Origin of the sequence: Vreelandella arctica (assembly GCF_037070215.1) — a bacterium.
Classification (GTDB): domain Bacteria; phylum Pseudomonadota; class Gammaproteobacteria; order Pseudomonadales; family Halomonadaceae; genus Vreelandella; species Vreelandella arctica.
In genome coordinates this window covers 1-18,887 of record NZ_JBANSN010000047.1, presented here as the reverse complement: position 1 = coordinate 18,887, position 18,887 = coordinate 1, and the positions used below count along the sequence as shown (strand labels likewise).

The following is an 18,887-nucleotide window of genomic DNA, read 5'->3' as shown; positions in this document are numbered from 1 at the left end:
CGGAGGGTAGAATCGGTCATGGCGTATCCACTCGTGTTGGTTGAGATCTTGGTCGTGATCAATCAACAGGATACGCCACCCTTCCTACCTCCTCCCATACACCAGACTTGAGCTTAACTCTATGGATTGACATGTCATATTCACCATATTTGTTTTTTAGTTAGCTATTGTCTTGGTGATGACTTTTACAAATTAGCATTATTATAGTAGCGCTAACCCCCCTTTACCCTCGGAAATACCTATTGATGAGTTGATTAGCCATCATTTAACGCCTATTTGCAAAACTATTCATTTTTATTTTTGTTATGTAGGGTGGTTTTTTGATAGCTTTTTGCTATAAGAGGCGTTGTGAAGTATGCCGTTCGGCTGAGCAGGACGAATCAGGTAAACTGCGCCTTTTCTCGCAAAAGCGATGCCCACGGTATGCACCCAAACGATGTACCAAAAAGCTATGACTTAACAGAGGCTGGCGATCGCTATTTCGATGGCTTGGTCGATAAGTTCTCTCGTTCACTCTATCAGGCACCCCGTGGCGAGTTGCGCTTAGCGATGCTTGACTATTTATTGCCGCAAATGTTGCTTTTAAACGAGCAGAATGTCCTTGACGTGGGCGGTGGTCTGGGCCAACAAACGGCGTGGTTTGCCAAGCGTGGGCATAAGGTAACCATGGCGGAGCCTTCGAAAGACATGCTCAGTTATGCCCAACAGTGGCATCACGATGACCCGACGCTACCTCACTACTCCATTACTTACCGACAAGCGTCCTTGCAGGACCTGCCCCCGCAGTCCCCGGGGCCATGGTCGCTGATTACTTGCCACGCAGTGTTGGAGTGGCTGGGTGACCCGCAAGCAGCCCTGGCTAACTTAAGTGATCTGCTGGCGCCTGGTGGCCAGCTTAGCTTGATGGTGTTTAATCGCGATGCCCTGCGTTTCTCTAATGTGGTTAAAGGCAATCTTGAGAAGGCGTTGAGTGACCGATTGGAGGGGAAGGGAAAACGGCAACGTTTAACGCCCATTTCGCCGGTAACGCACGGCGACATTGCCCAGTGGAGCGCAGCAAACGGACTGAAAATAGATGCCGTAGCTGGCATCCGAGTGTTTCAAGATTACTTACGCCATCCCCCCGCAACGCCTGCAGAAAAAGAAACGCTACTGGCGCTGGAAAAACAGTACTGTCGCCAAGACCCGCATTGGCGATTGGGTCGTTACCTACTGTACACATTAACGAAACCGGAGAATCCTGAATGAGTGCCCAAGCCCCTGCGTGTCAGTTATTAGAGCGCCAAAGAGATAAGTACACAGCGCTGTGGGTCGTAGGCCCGCCTGTGGATAGCTGGCTTATTGACCAGTCAGCGGGAGTGTTGAGCGGTGATTTTTCGGTGCTAAATGAATGGAAGGCAAAGGGCAAGCAAGCCCGGACACCTTTTGACTTGGCCGCGGGTGAGCCATTAGGAAAAGAAGTGGTGCTGTTTTGGCCAAAAGCCCATCAGTTAGGTATCTGGTGGCTGCAGTGGTTATGTGAACAGCTACCTAGCGGCACGCCGTTAGAGATTGTTGGCGAGCATCAAGGGGGGATCAAGCGCGTTCCCAAGATGCTGGATGAGCTGGGAATGACGTGGGACAAGCGCGATAACGCGCGTCGCTGTTCACTCTTTGCCACCCATACTATTGCGTTAGATTCAGCTAGTGATAGCGCTTGGCAAAACATTGAAGCGCTGGGGTTAACGCTGGCCAGCCATCCCGGTGTCTTTGGCCATGGCAAAGTCGATGAAGGTACGCTGCTAATGTTGGAAAGCATTGAGGATAGCTTGCCGAAAAAACCGCTCAAAGTACTGGATATGGGCTGTGGCGACGGTATTGTCAGCGCTTGGTTGGCCCAGCGTGGCCACCTTGTGACCGCCGTGGATATTAGTGCCTTTGCGATAGAAGCCTGTAAGCGCACGTTAGCCGCGAATGGGCTCGAAGGGCGAGTACTCTGTAGCGATGTCTTTAGCGCGCTTGAGGATGAGCAGTTTGACTGGATTATCAGCAATCCCCCCTTCCATAAAGAGCGCGATATCAGCTATGGCCCAAGCCAGCGCTTGATTAGCCAAGCGCCTGAACATTTAAGCCCTGGTGGACGCCTAGTCATTGTGGCGAACGGTTTTTTGCCTTATCCCGATCATTTGCAACGTGCCTTTCAGGACTTTCATACCCTGGCGGACAATCGCCGTTTTAAGGTGTACGGCGCGATTAAACCAAGCCGTTAATCACGCAAAATATGAAGCGTGGTTTACTCAGCGAAGAAAACATTCAATACATGGTCAAGATGGACTTCCATGGCGTGGCGGGCGGCAGTTGGATCACGCGCTTCAATCGCCTTTACGATCCTCTCATGATCCTCCTGAGAGCGTTTTGGCATGTCCGTTTCCATAAATAGTTCTTGCAGGCGGCGGAACATGGCACCGTACTGATGACCAAGCAGGTGCTTGATGACGAGCGCGTAGGCTGCGTTCCCTGAGGCCTCGGCGATGCGAATATGCAGTAAACGGTCGCCTGCGCAGTTGCGCCCGCCATCAGCGTTATCAGTTACATTTCGCTCAAAGGCGAGGCGGATCGCCTTTAGATCCTCTTCGCTGGCACTCAGGGCCGCTAGCGCCGCAATCTCTGGCTCTAGATAGCGGCGTGTCTGGAGCAGTGAAAAGGGCGGGATTTCTTCGTCCAGGTTAAGCTCAATTTCGCTCTCAAATTCAGGGTCTAGTGCCCAAGCCTCGGTGCGTGCCGCTGCGCGCATGACGGGCTCCATCGTCGCTGAGCTAGACTCAAGCACCACCACGCCGTGACCCACTTTGACGGCAACTTGCCCAATGACTTCTAGCGCAATCAAGGCCTCCCTGACGGAAGCGCGGCTGACGCCCAGGGAGTTTGCTAGCTCCCGTTCGGGAGGCAGTAGTGTGCCTGGTGGAAACTCGCCCGCGTGAATCAGCTGCTGCAGTTGATCCGCAATCTGGCGATAGAGCCGCTGGGAGCGGATGGTTTGAATTGGCATGCGAGATGTTTCCTGCCCGTTTCAACAAGTGGTTAATAAGCGTTAAACGCGACTAAAGTTGACCCTTTAAAAGTACTATTGAGCTATTTGCTGCCTTGCCAGTATCAAAGCCTCTCTAGCATACTCGTTTTATTGGTCAGGCCATTAGGCGTTTGGTTGTCTTGACCTATTCTATGATCCCACGATTGTTGTGGCCATGCGATAGCGACGAAGAGGTTATCCAGCCTATGAGACTCAAGAACAAAACGGCGCTTATCACTGCTGCTGCCAATGGCATCGGGCGCGCCAGTGCAGAACGCTTTGTAGCTGAAGGGGCGCGCGTATTCGCAACGGACATTGATATTGCCATGCTGGAGGGGGTTGCAGGCGTTGAAGCGTATTGTCTGGATGTCACGGATAGCAAAGCGATCCATGAATTAGCCAGTTCGCTGCCTAATGTGGATATTCTCTTCAACTGTGCTGGCATGGTGGCAGGAGGCACCGTACTTGAATGTGATGAGGCCACCTGGCAACGGTCGATGGATCTGAACGTTACTTCCATGTTTCATACCTTGCAGGCTTTTTTACCTGGCATGTTGGCAAACGGGGGTGGCAGTATTATCAACATGGCTTCTCTGGCATCCAGCGTTAAAGGCGTGGCGAATCGCTGCGCTTATGGCACGTCCAAAGCAGCCGTCATCGGCCTCACCAAATCAGTCGCCGCCGATTTCATGACCCAAGGCATTCGCTGCAATGCCATCTGCCCTGGTACCGTCGACTCACCCTCGTTGAATCAGCGTATTGCTGAGCAGGCTCGTAAAGAGGGGCGCAGCGATGCTGATGTTCTTGCCTCCTTTATTGCGCGTCAGCCAATGGGTAGGCTAGGACGGGTGGAAGAAGTTGCAGCGCTAGCCACTTTCCTGGCCAGTGATGAAGCAGCGTTTATTACAGGCACCACACAACTGATTGATGGCGGCTGGGCAAGCTGATCATTTAATAAGGTATAACACTATGAAACTTTTACGTTTTGGAGCGTCTGGTCAGGAAAAGCCAGGCATTCTTGATAGCCAGGGAAAGGTGCGTGATCTTTCTGCCGTTATTGACGACATTGCCGGTGACCAGTTGAGTGATGAAGCGCTGCAGAAATTGGGTGGTATGGATCTTTCTTCACTGCCTGAAGTGGCGGCGGATGTGCGTCTGGGGCCCTGCGTTGGCCGGGTGGGCAAGTTTATCTGTATTGGCCTCAACTACTCCGATCATGCGGCGGAAACCGGCGCCGAGGTGCCGCCAGAGCCCGTGATTTTTAACAAATGGACCAGCGCCATCTGTGGCCCCAATGACGATGTGGAAATTCCACGTGGCTCAAAGAAGACCGATTGGGAGGTTGAGCTTGGCGTGATTATCGGCAAAGGCGGTCGTTATATCGATGAAGCCGATGCTATGTCCCATGTGGCCGGCTACTGTGTGGTCAACGACGTGTCTGAGCGTGAGTTCCAGCTGGAGCGGAGTGGTACCTGGGACAAGGGCAAGGGTTGCGATACGTTTGGCCCCTTGGGCCCCTGGCTGGTCACGCGCGATGAGGTGGCTGACCCCCATCAATTGAGCATGTGGCTGGAAGTGGACGGCAAGCGTTACCAGGATGGCAGTACGCGCACCATGGTGTATCAAGTGCCTTTTCTGATCAGTTACTTGAGTCGTTTCATGAGCCTGCAGCCCGGTGATGTAATTTCGACCGGTACACCGCCCGGCGTAGGGATGGGGCAGAAACCCCCGGTTTACCTACGTGATGGGCAGCAAATGCGCTTAGGTATCGAAGGCTTGGGTGAGCAGCAGCAGCGCGTAGTACAAGCCTGAACGCGACGAGGCGGTGGTATGCGCACCAAAAGCCACGATCGCTAATATTCACCGCTTCCTCAAACTTGCCACAATCAGCCGCCCACGAATTGACCTTTAAGGTCTATGATGCAAATAAGTAGTCGTTAATTTAACGGCAGTTTGTAGGAGTGGCTGAAATGGCGGGCAGTATTCGAAATACGGCGGTACTGGCAAGTGCCGTTTTGCTTGGTGGGTTGTTAGCGATAGGGCTGGTTGTCGGCGGTAGCTATATCAAAGGGGCTGCCGAAGTGTGGCAGCAGTCGTCCCGCAGCGTGACGGTGCGCGGCTTGTCAGAGCGGGAAGTGCCAGCAGATTTAGTGCTTTGGCCGTTCAACTACAGTGTCAGCGCCAACACCTTGAGTGACCTGGAGCAGCAGCTATCCGATGACGAGCAGTCGATTCGCGCTTTCCTTCAGGCCCAGGGATTTGCGCCGGAGCATGTCAGTTCCACTCCGCCGCGAATTACCGATCAGTTTAGCAATCAATATAGCGGCCAGCGCCCAGACGAGCGTTACCGGGCTGAAGCAACGCTATTACTGCGCTCACCTGATGTCGAGGGCGTGATTAAGGCGATCCCTAGCGCTACTTCGCTGGTGCGTGAAGGCGTGCTGCTTTCACCCAGCTATGAATACCGCACGGAATTCCTGTTTACCGGCCTGGATGCGATCAAACCCGAAATGATTGCAGCGGCAACGGCGGATGCGCGCAACGCCGCACAGCAGTTTGCTGAAGATTCCGGTAGCCAAGTGGGGCAGATTCGTCAGGCCACTCAAGGCTACTTTTCCATTGAAGACCTGGATAGCTATACGCCACAAACCAAACGCGTCCGCGTCGTCACCACGGTGGACTATTCTTTACAGGACTATTCTTTGCAGGACTAGGCTTAATAGGAAGGCGCCAAGGGAAGGGCGGTCAGCCTGTGTAGTCTAGGGCGGTGATGGTATAAAACATCTCACCATTGGGTGTGAGCACCTTCGCCTCATCGCCTATCTGCTTGCTCAGCAGGGCCTTGGCCATGGGGGCATCGATACTGATCCAGCGTTTTTTAGTGTCGATTTCATCGTGGCCCACAATCCTGAGATGTACCTGCTCGCCGTTTTCATCTTCCAGGCTCACATAGGCGCCGAAAAACACCTTGCTAGTATCGGCAGGCAGCCGGTCGACAATTTGCAGTTCGTCTAAACGTTTTGTCAGGTAGGTAATCCGGGCAATAACCCGATTCAGCTCTTTCTTATTATAAGTGTAATCTGCGTTTTCACTGCGATCGCCCTGAGCGGCGGCTTCGCCGACTTTCTCTGAAAGGGCCGGGCGTTTAACCCGTGAAAGATGATCCAGTATAGCGCGCAGACGTGACGCCCCTTCCGGGGTGATCAGATTGCTCTTAGGGGCTTGACGCGGATCTTTGGCTGGATCGCGCCAGCGGGTCATGTTGCGGCCTTTCATTACCTGTTCCCCTTCGTGTTTCGAGCTACCTACTTTACGTTAATTGCGCGAAGCATACCAAGCAACATGCCACTGGCGAATCATTCAAACGTTCGTTACATTATGCGAGAGGCCCGCCATTGGTAGGTCTACGCTGGACAATAATAATTCAGGAGCATGTATGCGAACTCTCTCTTTTTTACCCATGTCTTTACCACGTTCCCTGATCGCCGCCGCGATGGGTACCGCGCTGGTGCTGTCACCGTTGACCGCGACCGCCTTCGAAGGCGAGCTGTTTTCACTGAAAAACCGCTGGGAGCATACCGTGACGGAGATGCCTGCCAATGAGCGGGAAAGTACGTTGAAAGCGTTGGCAGGCGAAGTGGAACAATTGGCTGAACAGCACGAAGATGAAGCTGACGTACTTGTCTGGCAGGGCATTATTTTGGCCTCCTATGCCCGGGAAAGGGGTGGCTTGGGCGCCTTGGGAACTGCAGGTGATGCGCGCGATGCACTAGAGGAAGCGATTGAAATCGATCCTCAAGGGCTGAGCGGTTCGGCCTACGTCACGCTAGGCGCGCTTTACGACCGCGCGCCGGGTCGGCCACTCGGCTTCGGCAATAGCGAGACGGCTGAACGGATGTTCCAGCGTGCCCTGGAAATCCGCCCGGACGGTATCGATGTTAACTACTACTATGCCGCTTTCTTGAAAGAAGAGGGCAATGAGCAGGCAGCGCGTGAGCACGCCCAGCGGGCGGTTAACGGCACCGCTCGCGAGAACCGGCAAGTCTCGGATGAAGCGTTGCGTCGCGATGCCGAGGCGCTGCTCAATCAGCTTTAATCCGCTAACTGGATTGGCATTCCCGGTGGCAAGCACTGATAATAGAGCGATTGTCACCACCGGGAGTGCCCCATGGCGTCTAGCCCTAAAAACGCTGAGTTTGGAAATTCTCCATCTCAAAAGGCCCCTTTTCGAAGCACATCACTTAGCGTTCCGCAGTTAAAGCGCGGTGATGTTGAGCTGATCAAGCGTGAGGCGTTGCATCAGGGTTTTTTCCGCCTGGAAGGCCTGGAGCTTCGTCACCGCCTATTCGAAGGTGGCTGGAGCGAACCTGTGCGCCGAGAAGTACACAGCCGTTTTGATGCGGTGGGTGTGCTGCTTTACGACCCTGCCCGCGATTTAATGGTATTGATTGAGCAGTTTCGCGCAGGCGCCATCGATGATGCCGTGTCTCCCTGGAAGCTCGAACTGGTGGCGGGCCTGGTCGAAGATGGCGAGTCGCTGGAAGATGTGGCCCGTCGTGAAGCGTGGGAAGAAGCGGGTTGTAAAGTGGCCGAACTGACCAAATTACACACTTATTATCCAAGCCCTGGCGCCTGCAACGAGCAAGTGACCCTATTTTGTGGTTTGGTGGATTGCCAAGGGCTAGGCGGGATTCATGGCTTAGACGAAGAGCATGAGGACATTCGGGTACATGTCATGCCGTTTGCCAATGCCTGGGAGCTCTTGACGCAAGGACGACTCGACAACGCCATGTGTCTGATTGGACTACATTGGCTTAATAGCCAACGAGCCTCACTTCGCGCCGCTTCACAGCGGGTGTTGACACAAAGCGAAACAAACGAGGAGTGAATATGGCGAGAACGGCCTATGTCACCGATTTAAAATCGCTCCAAGGGGAGTGCAGCGCCAATTATTTGCGTTTGGTGCGCTTGGTGGGCGATATGGAGGCCGGCCAGCGCCGTGATATTGCCCTGCGCGGTGATAAACAGCATTTCGGTGACCTGCACCTCTATATTCAAGAGCAGGCGCCTTATACCACCATGGTGAATGTTTCCCAGACCGGTCCGCTAGACACCGTTATTGAGGGGCCGCGAATGCGTGTGCATCTCTATCATGATGTCCGCATGGCAGAAGTGACCGACTTTCAGCGCGAACGTCATTTCAGCGGCCGCTATCGATACCCGAACGCCCGCATGCACCAACCGGATGAAAAGCTCCAGCTCAACCGCTTCTTAGGCGAGTGGCTGGCGCATGGCCTTGCTCACGGCCACACCGTTGACGTGCCGGAGATGCCTTGATGCGAGTGGTTCAGATTACCGACGCCCATCTCTATGCAGACACCAAGGCACGTTCCCGTGCAGGTATTCCCTGGCGGCAGTTTCAGCAGGTGATCAGTGCGGTTGTAGATGAGCAACCTGAAATCGTGCTGTTTACGGGTGATATCAGCCAGGACGAATCCGCTGCATCATACGCCTTGGCGGTGCAGGCGATGGAGCAGCTGCCTTGCCCTTGGTACTGGCTGCCAGGTAATCACGATCAACCCGAGTTCATGGCCGCCGAGCGTCCGCTGGTGGATGAAATCGACTTGAATGCCTGGCGCATTTTGCTGCTCAATACCCAGGTAGAGGGCAAGCCTTACGGTGAACTCGGGAGTGAGCAGCTTGCTGCGCTGGCGGAACGCTTGCAGGCCGACACTCGGCCAATCTTGATTGCCATGCACCACCCGCCGGTGAACGTGGGGGCAGTGTGGATGGATGCCATTGGCCTTCAGGATCGCGACGCTTTTTGGGCGCTGCTAAGCAAACATACCCATGTTCATATCATCCTGTTTGGTCATGTGCACCAAGCCTACGCTGAACACCACCGCGTGGGTGAGACCACTATTGACGTTTACGGTTGCCCAGCCATGGCGGATCAGTTCCTACCTGGAGCGGAGCAGTTTGCTATTGATGAAGCATCCCGGCCTGGCTACCGCGTTATCGATTTACAGTGGAGTGAGCGCCTAGGCAGCGAGTGGCAGAGCTGGATTGAGCGCATTGATTGACAGATATGTCCCCTTACTTAGCCTTCGTTAGGTGATTAAGGAATAAAAAGATAGTTATTAATTCTTTTGGGTTATTATCAACTCGGCGTTACCCTACCCGCATTCGAACATAAAATACTTTTTAGCTTGTGTAACGAGCTTGTTCTTGCGAGGTAAGGGGCTATGACCCAATTGTCTACATTGTCTTCAAAGGAACGGTCTTCAAAGGCAAGTTCTTCAGAGACGCGATCTTCAGTGCCACGGCAGGAGGCTTTTAATGCCCCTGATGCCGCGCGCTTGACCCACCTCAAGCAATTAGAAGCCGAGTCTATTCATATTATTCGTGAAGTCGCTGCTGAATTTTCCAACCCAGTGATGATGTACTCCATTGGTAAAGACTCGTCGGTCATGCTGCATTTGGCGCGTAAAGCCTTTTACCCGGGGACACCACCATTCCCGCTGATGCATGTAGATACGACATGGAAGTTTCGCGAAATGATCGAGTTTCGTAACCGCATGGCAGAAGAAGCGGGTATGGAGCTGATCGTGCATACCAACGAAGAGGGACGGGCAGCCAATATCAACCCGTTCGACCACGGCAGTGCCAAATACACCGATATCATGAAAACTCAGGCGCTCAAGCAAGCGCTGGATAAATACGGTTTTGATGCAGCCTTCGGTGGCGCCCGCCGCGATGAAGAAGCCTCGCGTGCCAAGGAGCGCGTTTATTCGTTTCGCGATAAGTACCACCGCTGGGATCCCAAGAATCAGCGCCCTGAGCTGTGGAACGTGTATAACGCCAAGGTCAATAAAGGCGAATCGATCCGCGTATTCCCACTCTCCAATTGGACCGAGCTGGATATCTGGCAGTACATCTATCTGGAATCGATCCCCATCGTGCCTCTTTACTACTCTGCCAAGCGCCCGGTAGTCGAGCGTGACGGTATGCAGATTATGGTCGATGACGACCGCTTGCCTTTAGCGCCTGGTGAAGTGCCGGAAGAGAAATCGGTGCGTTTTAGAACGCTTGGTTGTTACCCGCTGACCGGCGCTGTGGAATCCGAAGCCGCGACGCTTCCAGAAATTATTCAAGAGATGCTGCTGACCCGAACCAGTGAGCGAAGTGGCCGTGCCATTGACCGCGATCAAGTGGGCTCGATGGAGAAGAAAAAGCGCGAGGGGTACTTCTAATGTCTCACCAATCCAATTTAATCGCTGATAATATCGAGCAGTACCTCCACGAACATGAAAACAAGGATCTGCTGCGCTTTATTACTTGCGGCAGCGTGGACGACGGTAAATCGACGCTGATCGGTCGTATGCTCCATGACTCGAAAATGATCTTTGAAGATCAGTTGGCTGCCATCACTCAGGCATCTAAAACCAGCGGCACCACCGGTGATACCGTTGATTTGGCGCTATTAGTGGATGGCTTGCAGTCAGAACGTGAGCAGGGCATCACCATTGATGTGGCGTACCGCTTTTTCTCTACCGATAAGCGCAAGTTTATTATTGCCGACACCCCCGGGCATGAGCAGTACACGCGCAATATGGCGACGGGCGCTTCCACGGCTAGTCTGGCAATTATTCTGATTGATGCCCGTTACGGTGTGCAGACTCAGACTCGGCGCCATAGCTTTATCGCCGATCTGCTGGGTATTCAGCACCTAGTAATTGCGGTTAACAAGATGGATCTGGTGGGATTCTCCGAACAGCGTTTTAATGAAATTGTTGCAGAATACCGTGCCTTTGCTGAGAACCTGCAAGCGCCGGATATTCGCTTTGTTCCCATGTCCGCGCTGAACGGCGACAACGTGGTGAATCGCAGCGAACAAACGCCCTGGTACTTTACCAACGATTACCAAGGGGAAACGCTGATCGAGCTATTAGAGAGCGTCGAGATCACTCGCGATCAGAACCTCAGCGATCTGCGTTTGCCGATTCAGTACGTCAACCGGCCCAATCTCGATTTTCGTGGCTACTGCGGCACCCTGGCTGCAGGTGTCATTCGCCCAGGGCAAGCGGTCAAGGTGTTGCCTTCGGGCAAAACCTCTACCGTGGCGCGAGTCGTTACCTACGATGGTGATCTTGCCGCCGCTTATCCAGGCCAAGCAATTACTGTGACCTTGGAAGACGAGATCGATATCTCCCGCGGTGATTGGCTGGTGGCAGCGGAAAGCGAACTGCCGCTTTCCAATACCTTTAAAGCCGATATTGTCTGGATGCACGAAGAGGTGTTAACGCCAGGCAAGCTTTATGATTTTAAGTTGGCGACGCGCGATCTTTCCGGGCAGGTAAGCGCCATTGATTACCAAATCGATGTGAATACTCTGGAAAAGCATACGACGCATTCGCTGGGCCTTAATGCGATTGCCCGCTGTGATGTGGAATTGACCGCAGCCATTCCGGTGGATAATTATCGCACCAGCCCTGGTACCGGCAGCTTTATCATCATTGACCGACTGACCAATGTGACCGTAGGCGCCGGGATGATTCGCGGCACGGCAAGTGAGGCAGCCACTGCCACACAGTCCACCGATTGGGCCGCCTTTGAACGCGACCTGAATGCGCTGGTGCGTAAGCATTTTCCCCATTGGGAGGCCAAAGATATCAACGGCTTATTCAACCGCTGATTGGCGAAAGACTTGATCGTTCCTTGCAACGTATACGTGCGAAGAACGTAACCTACGTCATTGCGAGGAGCGAAGCGACGCGGCAATCTCAGGTTTAGCGTCACCGCCGGTATGAGATTGCTTCGTCGCAAGCTCCTCGCAATGACAGTAGGTATTAGGTTTACTCAGCGTTAGGGAAAAACAGCTGCTGACCATCTACCTCATAATCCGCAATCGCCTGCTGGCCCTGTTCAGAGACCAGCCATTGGTGCCACTGGGCCGCAAGGTCATGCTTCAAGTGCGGGTGGCGCTCTTTCGAAAGCAGCAAGCTGCCATACTGATTGAACAGCGCTTCGTCGCCTTCAAATAACAGCGTTAAATCCTGTGGGTTTTTAAATGCAACCCAAGTGGCGCGGTCGGTAAACGTATAGGCGTCCATACCGGCAGCAGTATTTAGCGTGGGGCCCATGCCGCTCCCCAGTTCGCGGTACCAATCGCCCTGTGGTGTGACTCCAGCGTCTTCCCATAAACGCAGTTCAGCGCGGTTAGTGCCGCTGTCGTCGCCACGCGAGGCAAAGGGTGAATCGCTCTCTGCAATACGCTGCATGGCATCGGTAGCCGTGTCGCTATCTCTGATGCTGGCAGGATCAGCGCTGGGGCCAACGATCACGAAATCGTTATACATGACATCAAGGCGCTCAGTTGCATAACCATCGGCCACAAACTGCTCTTCGCCTGCGGTATCGTGAACTAAGAGGCTATCGGCATCGCCACGGCGGCCAATTTCAAATGCCTGGCCAGTGCCTACAGCGACCACACGAACCTCTATCCCCGTCTCTTCGGTGAAGGCCGGGATAATGGCATCGAACAAACCTGAGTTTTCGGTAGACGTGGTGGAGGCCAAAGTGATGTAGTCATCGGCCGCCATTAGCGTACCGCTGGAGGTCAGCCCTAGGGCGCCTACAGTAATAAATGCGGTGACTTTCTTCATGTTATTGCTCCTTTATCATTTTCATTAGTCACAGAGTTCACACCCTTCAGGATTACCAAACCAGCTCGCCCCGAATAAACGCTTCCGCCTCGCGTGAAGCTGGGGCCTTAAAAAAATCATTGGCTAGCGTGTGCTCGAGTAGTTCGCCGTTATGTAGGAACAGCACATCGTTAGCTAAACGGCGCGCTTGATGTAAGTCGTGAGTGGTCATCACGATACGTGTCCCGCTGTGATGAAACTCAAGCACTGCATCTTCCACGGCTTTGATGGCAGCGGGGTCTAGCGCGGAGGTAGGCTCGTCTAGAAACAGCACCTGCGGATTGAGCAGCCATGCTCGCGCCAGCGCCAAGCGCTGCTGCTCGCCGCCGGAAAGTACCCGTGCCGGGCGTCTGGCTAAATGGGCTAAGCCAAACTTCTCAAGTGCACTCATTGCCTGCGCTTTACGAGATAGTCCTTTTAGCTCGGGGCGTGGCGTTTTGTTGATGGCTAGCACAAAGGTGAGATTGTCCAGCGCTGAGCGACGCAACAGTACCGGGCGCTGAAACACCATGGCTTGTGGAGGTGGCTCGCCTTGCCAGCGAACCGTGCCGTTAGTAGGCGTTAACAGGCCGTGGGCTAAGCGCATGAGTAGGCTTTTTCCCGCGCCGTTAGGGCCCATAATTAGCGTTCGCTGGCAGCCTGCCAAACGCAGGGTGGTTGGCTTGAGCAGCGTGTGACCACGATGAATAAAACTCACACTATCGAGTTCCAGTGCCGCGACGGGAGGAGTGTGGTGTGCATTCATCCCAACCGCCTTTTCGCCGTTTCGCCGATGACATGGGCAATTGCGTTAATCATGGTGACTAGAGTGAGCAGAATAATCCCCAAACCCAACGCCATGGGCAGGTTGCCCTTGCTGGTTTCCAGCACGATGCTGGTAGTCATTACACGCGTAACGCCATCGATATTGCCACCCACGATCATTACCGCGCCTACTTCCGCACTGGCGCGGCCAAAGCCAGCTAAGATCACCGTCAATAGCGCAAAGCGGGCATCCCACAACAGGGTAGGGATCATGCGGTTGCGTGTTAGACCCAAGGAGTTCAACTGTTCGGCATACTCGCCATGCAGGGCCTCGACTTGTTGGCGAGTAAGAGCGGCGATAATCGGCAGTACCAGAATCACTTGAGCGATGACCATCGCCGTGGGGGTAAACAGCAAACCCCATTCACCCAGCGGCCCTGCGCGTGAAAGCAGCAAATAAACGCACAACCCCGCAACCACTGGCGGTAAGCCCATCAGGGCATTAAGGGCGACAATCACCACGTTACGCCCGGGAAAGCGCCATAACGCGAGGGCGGCACCTAAGGGCAGTGCTATTAGGCTGGCGATAAACACCGCCATCAGCGATACCTGCAGTGAGAGCACCACAATAGAGATTAACGCGTCATCCATATTCAGGATCAGCGCAAGGGCAGTGCTAAAGGCGTTGTCACTAGTCAGCATTGAGCGATGGCGTCGTTATTAGGTGTGATTCGGCATGATGTACTGAAAAATGATCGATTGCACTGCTGGCTGAAATTAATGCAGTCTTATGCAGTAAATCATTGATGGCGTAACCGCAGCGAAGGAGCTTATCGCGATGACTGAACGGCATGCTTACTTAACCACTGCGGAAGTCGCCGACTACCTGCGCCTGAAGGAGCGCAAGGTGTATGACTTGGTTAGTCAGGGTCAGATCCCTTGCAGCCGGGTCACCGGCAAATTGCTGTTTCCACGTCAGCAGATCGATTTATGGGTACTGAGCCATTTGGAAGGGGATCAGGCGCAGCGGTTAACCGTACCGCTAGTGGTGGCGGGTAGTCAGGACCCCTTGTTGGAGTGGGCCGTAAGAGAAAGCGGTTCTGATTTGGCCATGCTCTGCCAAGGCAGCGGTGATGGCGTGCGTCGCCTGCTGGATGGCAAGGCCATGCTGGCCGGTATTCATCTGCTGGACCCATCAACACAGCGCTATAACGAACCCAGTGCGCTCGGCTTAAGCGGAATGCGTGACCTGCTAATCGTCCGCTGGGCCACACGACGTCAAGGGCTGCTGGTGCCCACTGATAATCCGCTGAAGATCAAGGCGCTCAACGACCTAAAACGCCCACACTTGCGCGTGGCGCATCGTCAGCCTGAAGCGGGCGCGGCCCGCTTGCTTGGCTTTTTATTGCAGCAAGCGGGGATCGATAGCTCAGCGCTTCATTGGGCGCCGCATGCTTCTTTAAGTGAAGATGATTTGGCATTGAGCATTTGCCAGGGCGAGGCCGATGTGGGGCTGGGGGTAGAAGCCGCGGCCCATCGCCAGCAATTAGGTTTTGTTCCTCTCTGCGAGGAGCCATTTGATTTAATTATGCAACGGCGCAGCTATTTCGAACCCGCCGTACAGCGGCTGATGGCGTTTGCTCAACAAGCCCGTTTCGCAGAGCGTTCAATCCAGTTGGGTGGTTACACTATTGCTGAAACAGGCAAGATTATACATAACGCCTAACGCCCCCCCCCCCCGATAGCCTTGATTGATTAGCAGGGTAGCTTGACGCTGTTACTATATGCGCCACAATAGTGAAGCGTTACTGACGCAAATCATCACGAAAAGGAGAGCATGATGAAACAAGCACTGAATGGTAAACGAGTAGCTATTTTAGCCGCCGCTGGTTTTGAAGAGTCTGAGTTGAGCGTGCCGCGTGCCGCCTTACAGAAGGAGGGCGTCGAGGTTCACATTGTAACGCCTGATGGTAAGGGCATCCGCGCTTGGGCGGAAACTGAGTGGGGCGATACCTACGAGGCTGATAAAGCTCTTGCCGATGTCAATGAGTCTGACTATCACGCGCTGGTTCTGCCCGGTGGCTTATTCAATCCCGACGAACTGCGCACTAACGATGAAGCGTTGAGCTTCGTAAAAGCGTTTTTCCAGGCAGGCAAGCCTGTCGCCGCTATATGCCATGCACCATGGATTTTAATTAACGCAGGCGTAGTTGAAGGGCGTCGTATGACCTCTGTTCCTAGCGTTGCACAAGACCTTCTTAATGCTGGCGCTGAATGGGTGGATGAACCCGTCGTTGTCGATAGTGGCCTTGTAACCAGCCGTACGCCAAAAGACTTGGATGCCTTTAATACCAAGTTACTCGAAGAATTGCAGGAAGGTCGTCACTCCGGTCAGCACGCTTGATGGGGCTATTGCGTCAGTGGGCAAGCTTTGCCAAAAGGCTTGTCCACGTTATTTCTAAACCCATCAAAGGAGACAGTAGCCGTGGGGGGATGGTGGTTCATCCTTACCGCGGCTATGGTTCCCAGAATGAAATATTTGTCATGGGCAGGGTTTTTCGTCAAGCCGCGCTGGGTCGGGCGATTCCCCGCCATGGTATGTTACGTGATACGGCTGATGTCGCGCGGCGTATTTTTCGCCGTGGGCTTGATGATGCGCAGGTAGAGGTTCGAATTGGTGATAATCAGCTCTGTGTCAGCACAGATCGCGATGGCTATTTCGATGTCCATTTGCCGATCAGCCATACACTTCCTATCGATGTCTCCTGGCACCGCGCCGATATCTTGGTCCATCGCGAAGACCAAGCGACAGTGCGTACCCATGTAGAAGTTTATGTGCCGCCACCAGAGGCGGATTTGCTGGTGATTAGCGATATCGATGACACCGTCATGTTTACCGGCGTGGCAGAAAAGCTCAAAATGCTTTATCGCCTATTTGTAAAAAAACCCCACCGCCGCACTGCCTTTCCTGGCGTCGCATCGCTTTATCAGGCGTTGTATCGAGGCGTTAGTGAGCGCGCCGAACGGCCCATTTTATATGTTTCACGCGGGCCTTGGGCGATTTATGAAATGCTCGAAACGTTTTTTCAAATCAATCGTATTCCTGTGGGCCCCATCCTTTTCTTACGTGAATGGGGTATCTCCTGGCGCCGTCCCTGGCCACGGCGTGCAGAAGAGCATAAGCGCGAATTGATCGACCGCATGCTGACCCTCTACAGCGATTTGCCTTGTATATTAATTGGTGACAGCGGTCAGCACGATCCAGAAGTGTACATTGAAATCGTTAAAGCCTACCCAAACCGTATTAAATCCATTTATATACGGCGAGTGGATAAAGACCCCAAAAGAGAGGCGGCGATTCAGCGGCTGCGCGATGAGTTGGTCGGCACTCAATGTGATTTGGTACTAGCGGCAGATAGCGTTCTGATTGCTGAACATGCGCACGCCCAGGGCGATATCTCTATTCATGGTTTGCAGGCAGTCAAGCGCGATGTGGAAGAACATCGCAACAACCCTGACTAAACCCCATCCAGCCTAACAACATGTCTACCTAACGCTGTTGCCAAGCCAGCCCCCATGGTAAAAGTTACCCGTCGGAGAAACGTGTTTAACGACGGCTGTTTTAGATGGTTGTTTGTACAAGGCTTTTTATGGACTGGAACTGCCATGGTTATTCTACTGATCATTTTTGCGCTGGCTGTTTTTGTGCTCCCTAATGTCTGGGCCAAGTGGGTGCTTAAACGCTACACGAAGGGCCGCGACGATTATCCCGGCACAGGGGCCGAACTTGCCGATCATTTGCTACGCCGGCTGAGTGTTGAGGGCGCTAGCGTAGAGCGCACGGAATTTGGTGACCATTACGATCCTGAAACACGCTGCGTGCGGCTTTCCCCGGATAATTACGATGGACGTTCGCTCACCGCTGTCACCGTGGCTGCCCATGAAGTGGGGCATGCCATTCAGCATTTTCAGGGGTATGCGCCACTAATAGCGCGCAGCCGGTTAGTCGGCGTGGCTCAAAAAGCCGAAAAACTCGGTGCTCTACTGATGGTGGCCGCGCCGTTTCTATTTTTATTAACACGCCTGCCGGGAGGCTTGGCAATCGTGATTGCCATGGCGGTGATCAGCTTTGGTACCGCCGCCGTGGTGCACTTAGTAACGTTACCGGTGGAGTTCGATGCCAGTTTCAATCGAGCGCTACCGCTGTTGAAAGAGTACGTGCCACCTGCCGACATGGCAGGCGCAAGACACGTACTCACCGCCTGCGCGTTTACCTATGTGGCCGCCTCGCTGGCCAGTGTTATGAACCTGGGGCGCTGGCTGGTGATTTTGCGGCGGTGAGCGTGTATTGAAGCTGTGTTTTCAGTGCCACTAAGTGTCTATGCATAATTTTTCGTGCATTAAAGGTTATAAAAAAATCAGTAGCTTACTAGATATTTATACCTGATTTACTTTTTCATAGGCACTTAGTTAATACCTATTGTCTGTCTTTATTGCTTTGTGGCGCGCAGTAGAATATAGGGTTTTGTGTCCTGTAGAGTGCGGAATTCATTCGTATGAACTGGCAACTGCGAATTGTCAAATGGTAGATTACGTTCTGTGGTTAGTGAAAGCCCCGCTGCGGCGAATGTATTTCGATATGTGGATAAACCCCATTGTTTGTCGACAATCTCTAATGGTTGCTGCCTTCCCGGTATCGTGAGGTAGACTGGGCGATTATCTCCGTCTTGATAGGAAATACCATGCTCTCCATTGCGGTAGGTCGGATAATCGACTCCGGTGGTTTGAGGATGAGTGTCGAGGATGTAATAGGAGCCGCCAGGTTTAAGTACGCGCATTACTTCCGTAGTGATGCGTACTAGTTCACGTCTTTCGGGAATGTTAATAAACAGAAAACAACTAATGACAGCTTCAAAACTGTTATCAGGAAATGGCAAATTTGGACCATGGATTTGCTCAAAGCGAAGACGGTTAGTGCCTGCGGATATTGCTTTTTCAATCATTGTTGGAGAGATGTCAACACCGGTGACATAGTCGAATCCGTCGTCTCTTAATCTTCTGGACACTTTGCCGCTGCCACAGCCGTAGTCCAATACACTAATTCCCTTGCCATAAGAGCAGGTTAACTCCGCGATGAGTGGTTGATAGCCAAAAGCATTCTCCACCCAATCATCATAAGCGTCAAAAAGCTCGGCGATATTTTGTTCAGTCCAATTAGTATTCATAAAAATAAATCCCCTAATATTTGCTCATGTATGAATGCTTGTACTGATCTTACCCAGCAAGAGTGGACACTGGTTTAAGCGATCATTCGGGCTTCAAATACCTCTGGGCTGATCATCCCAATGGCACTGTGCCGCCGTTGTTTGTTGTAGTCTAGTTCAACGTAC

General features: G+C 53.2%; 21 protein-coding genes. 15 read left to right on the top strand and 6 right to left on the bottom strand.

The window, feature by feature from the left end; translation table 11 throughout:
• The first annotated feature begins 423 nt into the window (after positions 1-423).
• Both V8L70_RS21470 and V8L70_RS21465 read left to right on the top strand, forming a co-directional pair.
• On the top strand, positions 424-1,248 hold the full coding sequence (locus V8L70_RS21470) for a methyltransferase domain-containing protein (protein WP_101146530.1): 825 nt from the start codon (positions 424-426) through the stop codon (positions 1,246-1,248).
• Positions 1,245-2,249: a methyltransferase gene (locus tag V8L70_RS21465; protein ID WP_101146512.1), complete on the top strand. Its 1,005-nt coding sequence runs from the start codon at positions 1,245-1,247 to the stop codon at positions 2,247-2,249. The genes V8L70_RS21470 and V8L70_RS21465 overlap by 4 nt, the downstream gene beginning before the upstream one ends.
• A gap of 23 nt (positions 2,250-2,272) precedes the next feature.
• Here the strand turns inward: V8L70_RS21465 and V8L70_RS21460 are convergent, their stop codons facing one another.
• A complete protein-coding gene (locus V8L70_RS21460; RefSeq protein ID WP_101146513.1) occupies positions 2,273-3,028 on the bottom strand; it encodes a FadR/GntR family transcriptional regulator in 756 nt (251 codons plus the stop codon).
• Positions 3,029-3,255: 227 nt separating this feature from the next.
• Between V8L70_RS21460 and V8L70_RS21455 the strand changes: the two genes are divergently transcribed.
• From V8L70_RS21455 to V8L70_RS21445, 3 genes are all read left to right on the top strand, one after another.
• Positions 3,256-3,996 carry an SDR family oxidoreductase gene (locus V8L70_RS21455; RefSeq protein ID WP_101146514.1) on the top strand — a complete coding sequence of 247 codons (741 nt, stop codon included), beginning with the start codon at positions 3,256-3,258 and terminating at the stop codon, positions 3,994-3,996.
• Positions 3,997-4,018: 22 nt separating this feature from the next.
• The gene (locus tag V8L70_RS21450) at positions 4,019-4,861 is read left to right on the top strand and encodes a fumarylacetoacetate hydrolase family protein (RefSeq protein ID WP_101146515.1); all 843 of its coding nucleotides are present in this window, start codon (positions 4,019-4,021) and stop codon (positions 4,859-4,861) included.
• A gap of 158 nt (positions 4,862-5,019) precedes the next feature.
• A complete protein-coding gene (locus V8L70_RS21445; RefSeq protein ID WP_008957607.1) occupies positions 5,020-5,763 on the top strand; it encodes an SIMPL domain-containing protein in 744 nt (247 codons plus the stop codon).
• A 31-nt stretch (positions 5,764-5,794) separates the two neighbouring features.
• Here V8L70_RS21445 and greB read toward each other — a convergent pair whose 3' ends face one another.
• Positions 5,795-6,325, bottom strand: coding sequence for a transcription elongation factor GreB (gene greB, locus V8L70_RS21440; protein WP_008957606.1), 531 nt, complete (start codon positions 6,323-6,325; stop codon positions 5,795-5,797).
• Between the two features lie 160 nt (positions 6,326-6,485).
• On the opposite strand from greB, the gene V8L70_RS21435 reads away from it, so the two are divergent.
• The 6 genes from V8L70_RS21435 (at position 6,486) to cysN (ending at position 11,744) form a co-directional block, all read left to right on the top strand.
• A complete protein-coding gene (locus V8L70_RS21435) occupies positions 6,486-7,145 on the top strand; it encodes a tetratricopeptide repeat protein (RefSeq protein ID WP_101146517.1) in 660 nt (219 codons plus the stop codon).
• 72 nt (positions 7,146-7,217) lie between these two features.
• Positions 7,218-7,937 carry an NUDIX domain-containing protein gene (locus V8L70_RS21430; protein WP_101146518.1) on the top strand — a complete coding sequence of 240 codons (720 nt, stop codon included), beginning with the start codon at positions 7,218-7,220 and terminating at the stop codon, positions 7,935-7,937.
• 2 nt (positions 7,938-7,939) lie between these two features.
• Positions 7,940-8,386 carry a DUF1249 domain-containing protein gene (locus tag V8L70_RS21425; RefSeq protein ID WP_101146519.1) on the top strand — a complete coding sequence of 149 codons (447 nt, stop codon included), beginning with the start codon at positions 7,940-7,942 and terminating at the stop codon, positions 8,384-8,386.
• Positions 8,386-9,132, top strand: a complete 747-nt coding sequence (locus V8L70_RS21420) for a metallophosphoesterase (protein ID WP_101146520.1) — start codon at positions 8,386-8,388, stop codon at positions 9,130-9,132. The genes V8L70_RS21425 and V8L70_RS21420 overlap by 1 nt, the downstream gene beginning before the upstream one ends.
• 234 nt (positions 9,133-9,366) lie before the next feature.
• On the top strand, positions 9,367-10,302 hold the full coding sequence (cysD, locus tag V8L70_RS21415; protein WP_101146521.1) for a sulfate adenylyltransferase subunit CysD: 936 nt from the start codon (positions 9,367-9,369) through the stop codon (positions 10,300-10,302).
• The gene (gene cysN, locus V8L70_RS21410; RefSeq protein WP_101146522.1) at positions 10,302-11,744 is read left to right on the top strand and encodes a sulfate adenylyltransferase subunit CysN; all 1,443 of its coding nucleotides are present in this window, start codon (positions 10,302-10,304) and stop codon (positions 11,742-11,744) included. The genes cysD and cysN overlap by 1 nt, the downstream gene beginning before the upstream one ends.
• A gap of 160 nt (positions 11,745-11,904) precedes the next feature.
• Here cysN and V8L70_RS21405 read toward each other — a convergent pair whose 3' ends face one another.
• From V8L70_RS21405 to V8L70_RS21395, 3 genes are read right to left on the bottom strand one after another with little or no spacing between them, the layout of a single operon-like run.
• On the bottom strand, positions 11,905-12,714 hold the full coding sequence (locus V8L70_RS21405) for an ABC transporter substrate-binding protein (protein WP_101146523.1): 810 nt from the start codon (positions 12,712-12,714) through the stop codon (positions 11,905-11,907).
• A 52-nt stretch (positions 12,715-12,766) separates the two neighbouring features.
• On the bottom strand, positions 12,767-13,498 hold the full coding sequence (locus V8L70_RS21400) for an ATP-binding cassette domain-containing protein (protein WP_101146524.1): 732 nt from the start codon (positions 13,496-13,498) through the stop codon (positions 12,767-12,769).
• A complete protein-coding gene (locus V8L70_RS21395) occupies positions 13,495-14,199 on the bottom strand; it encodes an ABC transporter permease (RefSeq protein ID WP_101146525.1) in 705 nt (234 codons plus the stop codon). Before V8L70_RS21395 ends, V8L70_RS21400 begins: the two co-directional genes overlap by 4 nt.
• Before the next feature lie 136 nt (positions 14,200-14,335).
• Between V8L70_RS21395 and V8L70_RS21390 the strand changes: the two genes are divergently transcribed.
• The 4 genes from V8L70_RS21390 (at position 14,336) to V8L70_RS21375 (ending at position 17,838) form a co-directional block, all read left to right on the top strand.
• Positions 14,336-15,223 (top strand): substrate-binding domain-containing protein, encoded by an 888-nt coding sequence (locus V8L70_RS21390; protein WP_101146526.1) that lies wholly within the window; start codon positions 14,336-14,338, stop codon positions 15,221-15,223.
• Between the two features lie 114 nt (positions 15,224-15,337).
• Complete coding sequence (locus V8L70_RS21385) at positions 15,338-15,901, top strand: type 1 glutamine amidotransferase domain-containing protein (RefSeq protein WP_101146527.1); 564 nt, start codon at positions 15,338-15,340, stop codon at positions 15,899-15,901.
• Positions 15,901-17,019 (top strand): App1 family protein phosphatidate phosphatase, encoded by a 1,119-nt coding sequence (locus V8L70_RS21380; RefSeq protein ID WP_198556039.1) that lies wholly within the window; start codon positions 15,901-15,903, stop codon positions 17,017-17,019. Before V8L70_RS21385 ends, V8L70_RS21380 begins: the two co-directional genes overlap by 1 nt.
• 144 nt (positions 17,020-17,163) lie before the next feature.
• Positions 17,164-17,838: a zinc metallopeptidase gene (locus tag V8L70_RS21375; RefSeq protein ID WP_101146529.1), complete on the top strand. Its 675-nt coding sequence runs from the start codon at positions 17,164-17,166 to the stop codon at positions 17,836-17,838.
• Positions 17,839-17,987: 149 nt separating this feature from the next.
• Here the strand turns inward: V8L70_RS21375 and V8L70_RS21370 are convergent, their stop codons facing one another.
• On the bottom strand, positions 17,988-18,722 hold the full coding sequence (locus tag V8L70_RS21370) for a class I SAM-dependent methyltransferase (protein ID WP_041158013.1): 735 nt from the start codon (positions 18,720-18,722) through the stop codon (positions 17,988-17,990).
• Positions 18,723-18,887 lie beyond the last annotated feature (165 nt).

What these genes read in the sequence shown, in the direction of transcription:
- V8L70_RS21470 (WP_101146530.1), top strand. Translation starts at nt 424, where the DNA reads ATGCACCCAAACGATGTACCAAAAAGCTATGACTTAACAGAGGCTGGC.
- V8L70_RS21465 (WP_101146512.1), top strand. Translation starts at nt 1,245, where the DNA reads ATGAGTGCCCAAGCCCCTGCGTGTCAGTTATTAGAGCGCCAAAGAGAT.
- V8L70_RS21460 (WP_101146513.1), bottom strand. Translation starts at nt 3,028, where the DNA reads ATGCCAATTCAAACCATCCGCTCCCAGCGGCTCTATCGCCAGATTGCG.
- V8L70_RS21455 (WP_101146514.1), top strand. Translation starts at nt 3,256, where the DNA reads ATGAGACTCAAGAACAAAACGGCGCTTATCACTGCTGCTGCCAATGGC.
- V8L70_RS21450 (WP_101146515.1), top strand. Translation starts at nt 4,019, where the DNA reads ATGAAACTTTTACGTTTTGGAGCGTCTGGTCAGGAAAAGCCAGGCATT.
- V8L70_RS21445 (WP_008957607.1), top strand. Translation starts at nt 5,020, where the DNA reads ATGGCGGGCAGTATTCGAAATACGGCGGTACTGGCAAGTGCCGTTTTG.
- greB (WP_008957606.1), bottom strand. Translation starts at nt 6,325, where the DNA reads ATGAAAGGCCGCAACATGACCCGCTGGCGCGATCCAGCCAAAGATCCG.
- V8L70_RS21435 (WP_101146517.1), top strand. Translation starts at nt 6,486, where the DNA reads ATGCGAACTCTCTCTTTTTTACCCATGTCTTTACCACGTTCCCTGATC.
- V8L70_RS21430 (WP_101146518.1), top strand. Translation starts at nt 7,218, where the DNA reads ATGGCGTCTAGCCCTAAAAACGCTGAGTTTGGAAATTCTCCATCTCAA.
- V8L70_RS21425 (WP_101146519.1), top strand. Translation starts at nt 7,940, where the DNA reads ATGGCGAGAACGGCCTATGTCACCGATTTAAAATCGCTCCAAGGGGAG.
- V8L70_RS21420 (WP_101146520.1), top strand. Translation starts at nt 8,386, where the DNA reads ATGCGAGTGGTTCAGATTACCGACGCCCATCTCTATGCAGACACCAAG.
- cysN (WP_101146522.1), top strand. Translation starts at nt 10,302, where the DNA reads ATGTCTCACCAATCCAATTTAATCGCTGATAATATCGAGCAGTACCTC.
- V8L70_RS21405 (WP_101146523.1), bottom strand. Translation starts at nt 12,714, where the DNA reads ATGAAGAAAGTCACCGCATTTATTACTGTAGGCGCCCTAGGGCTGACC.
- V8L70_RS21400 (WP_101146524.1), bottom strand. Translation starts at nt 13,498, where the DNA reads ATGAATGCACACCACACTCCTCCCGTCGCGGCACTGGAACTCGATAGT.
- V8L70_RS21395 (WP_101146525.1), bottom strand. Translation starts at nt 14,199, where the DNA reads ATGCTGACTAGTGACAACGCCTTTAGCACTGCCCTTGCGCTGATCCTG.
- V8L70_RS21390 (WP_101146526.1), top strand. Translation starts at nt 14,336, where the DNA reads ATGACTGAACGGCATGCTTACTTAACCACTGCGGAAGTCGCCGACTAC.
- V8L70_RS21385 (WP_101146527.1), top strand. Translation starts at nt 15,338, where the DNA reads ATGAAACAAGCACTGAATGGTAAACGAGTAGCTATTTTAGCCGCCGCT.
- V8L70_RS21380 (WP_198556039.1), top strand. Translation starts at nt 15,901, where the DNA reads ATGGGGCTATTGCGTCAGTGGGCAAGCTTTGCCAAAAGGCTTGTCCAC.
- V8L70_RS21375 (WP_101146529.1), top strand. Translation starts at nt 17,164, where the DNA reads ATGGTTATTCTACTGATCATTTTTGCGCTGGCTGTTTTTGTGCTCCCT.
- V8L70_RS21370 (WP_041158013.1), bottom strand. Translation starts at nt 18,722, where the DNA reads ATGAATACTAATTGGACTGAACAAAATATCGCCGAGCTTTTTGACGCT.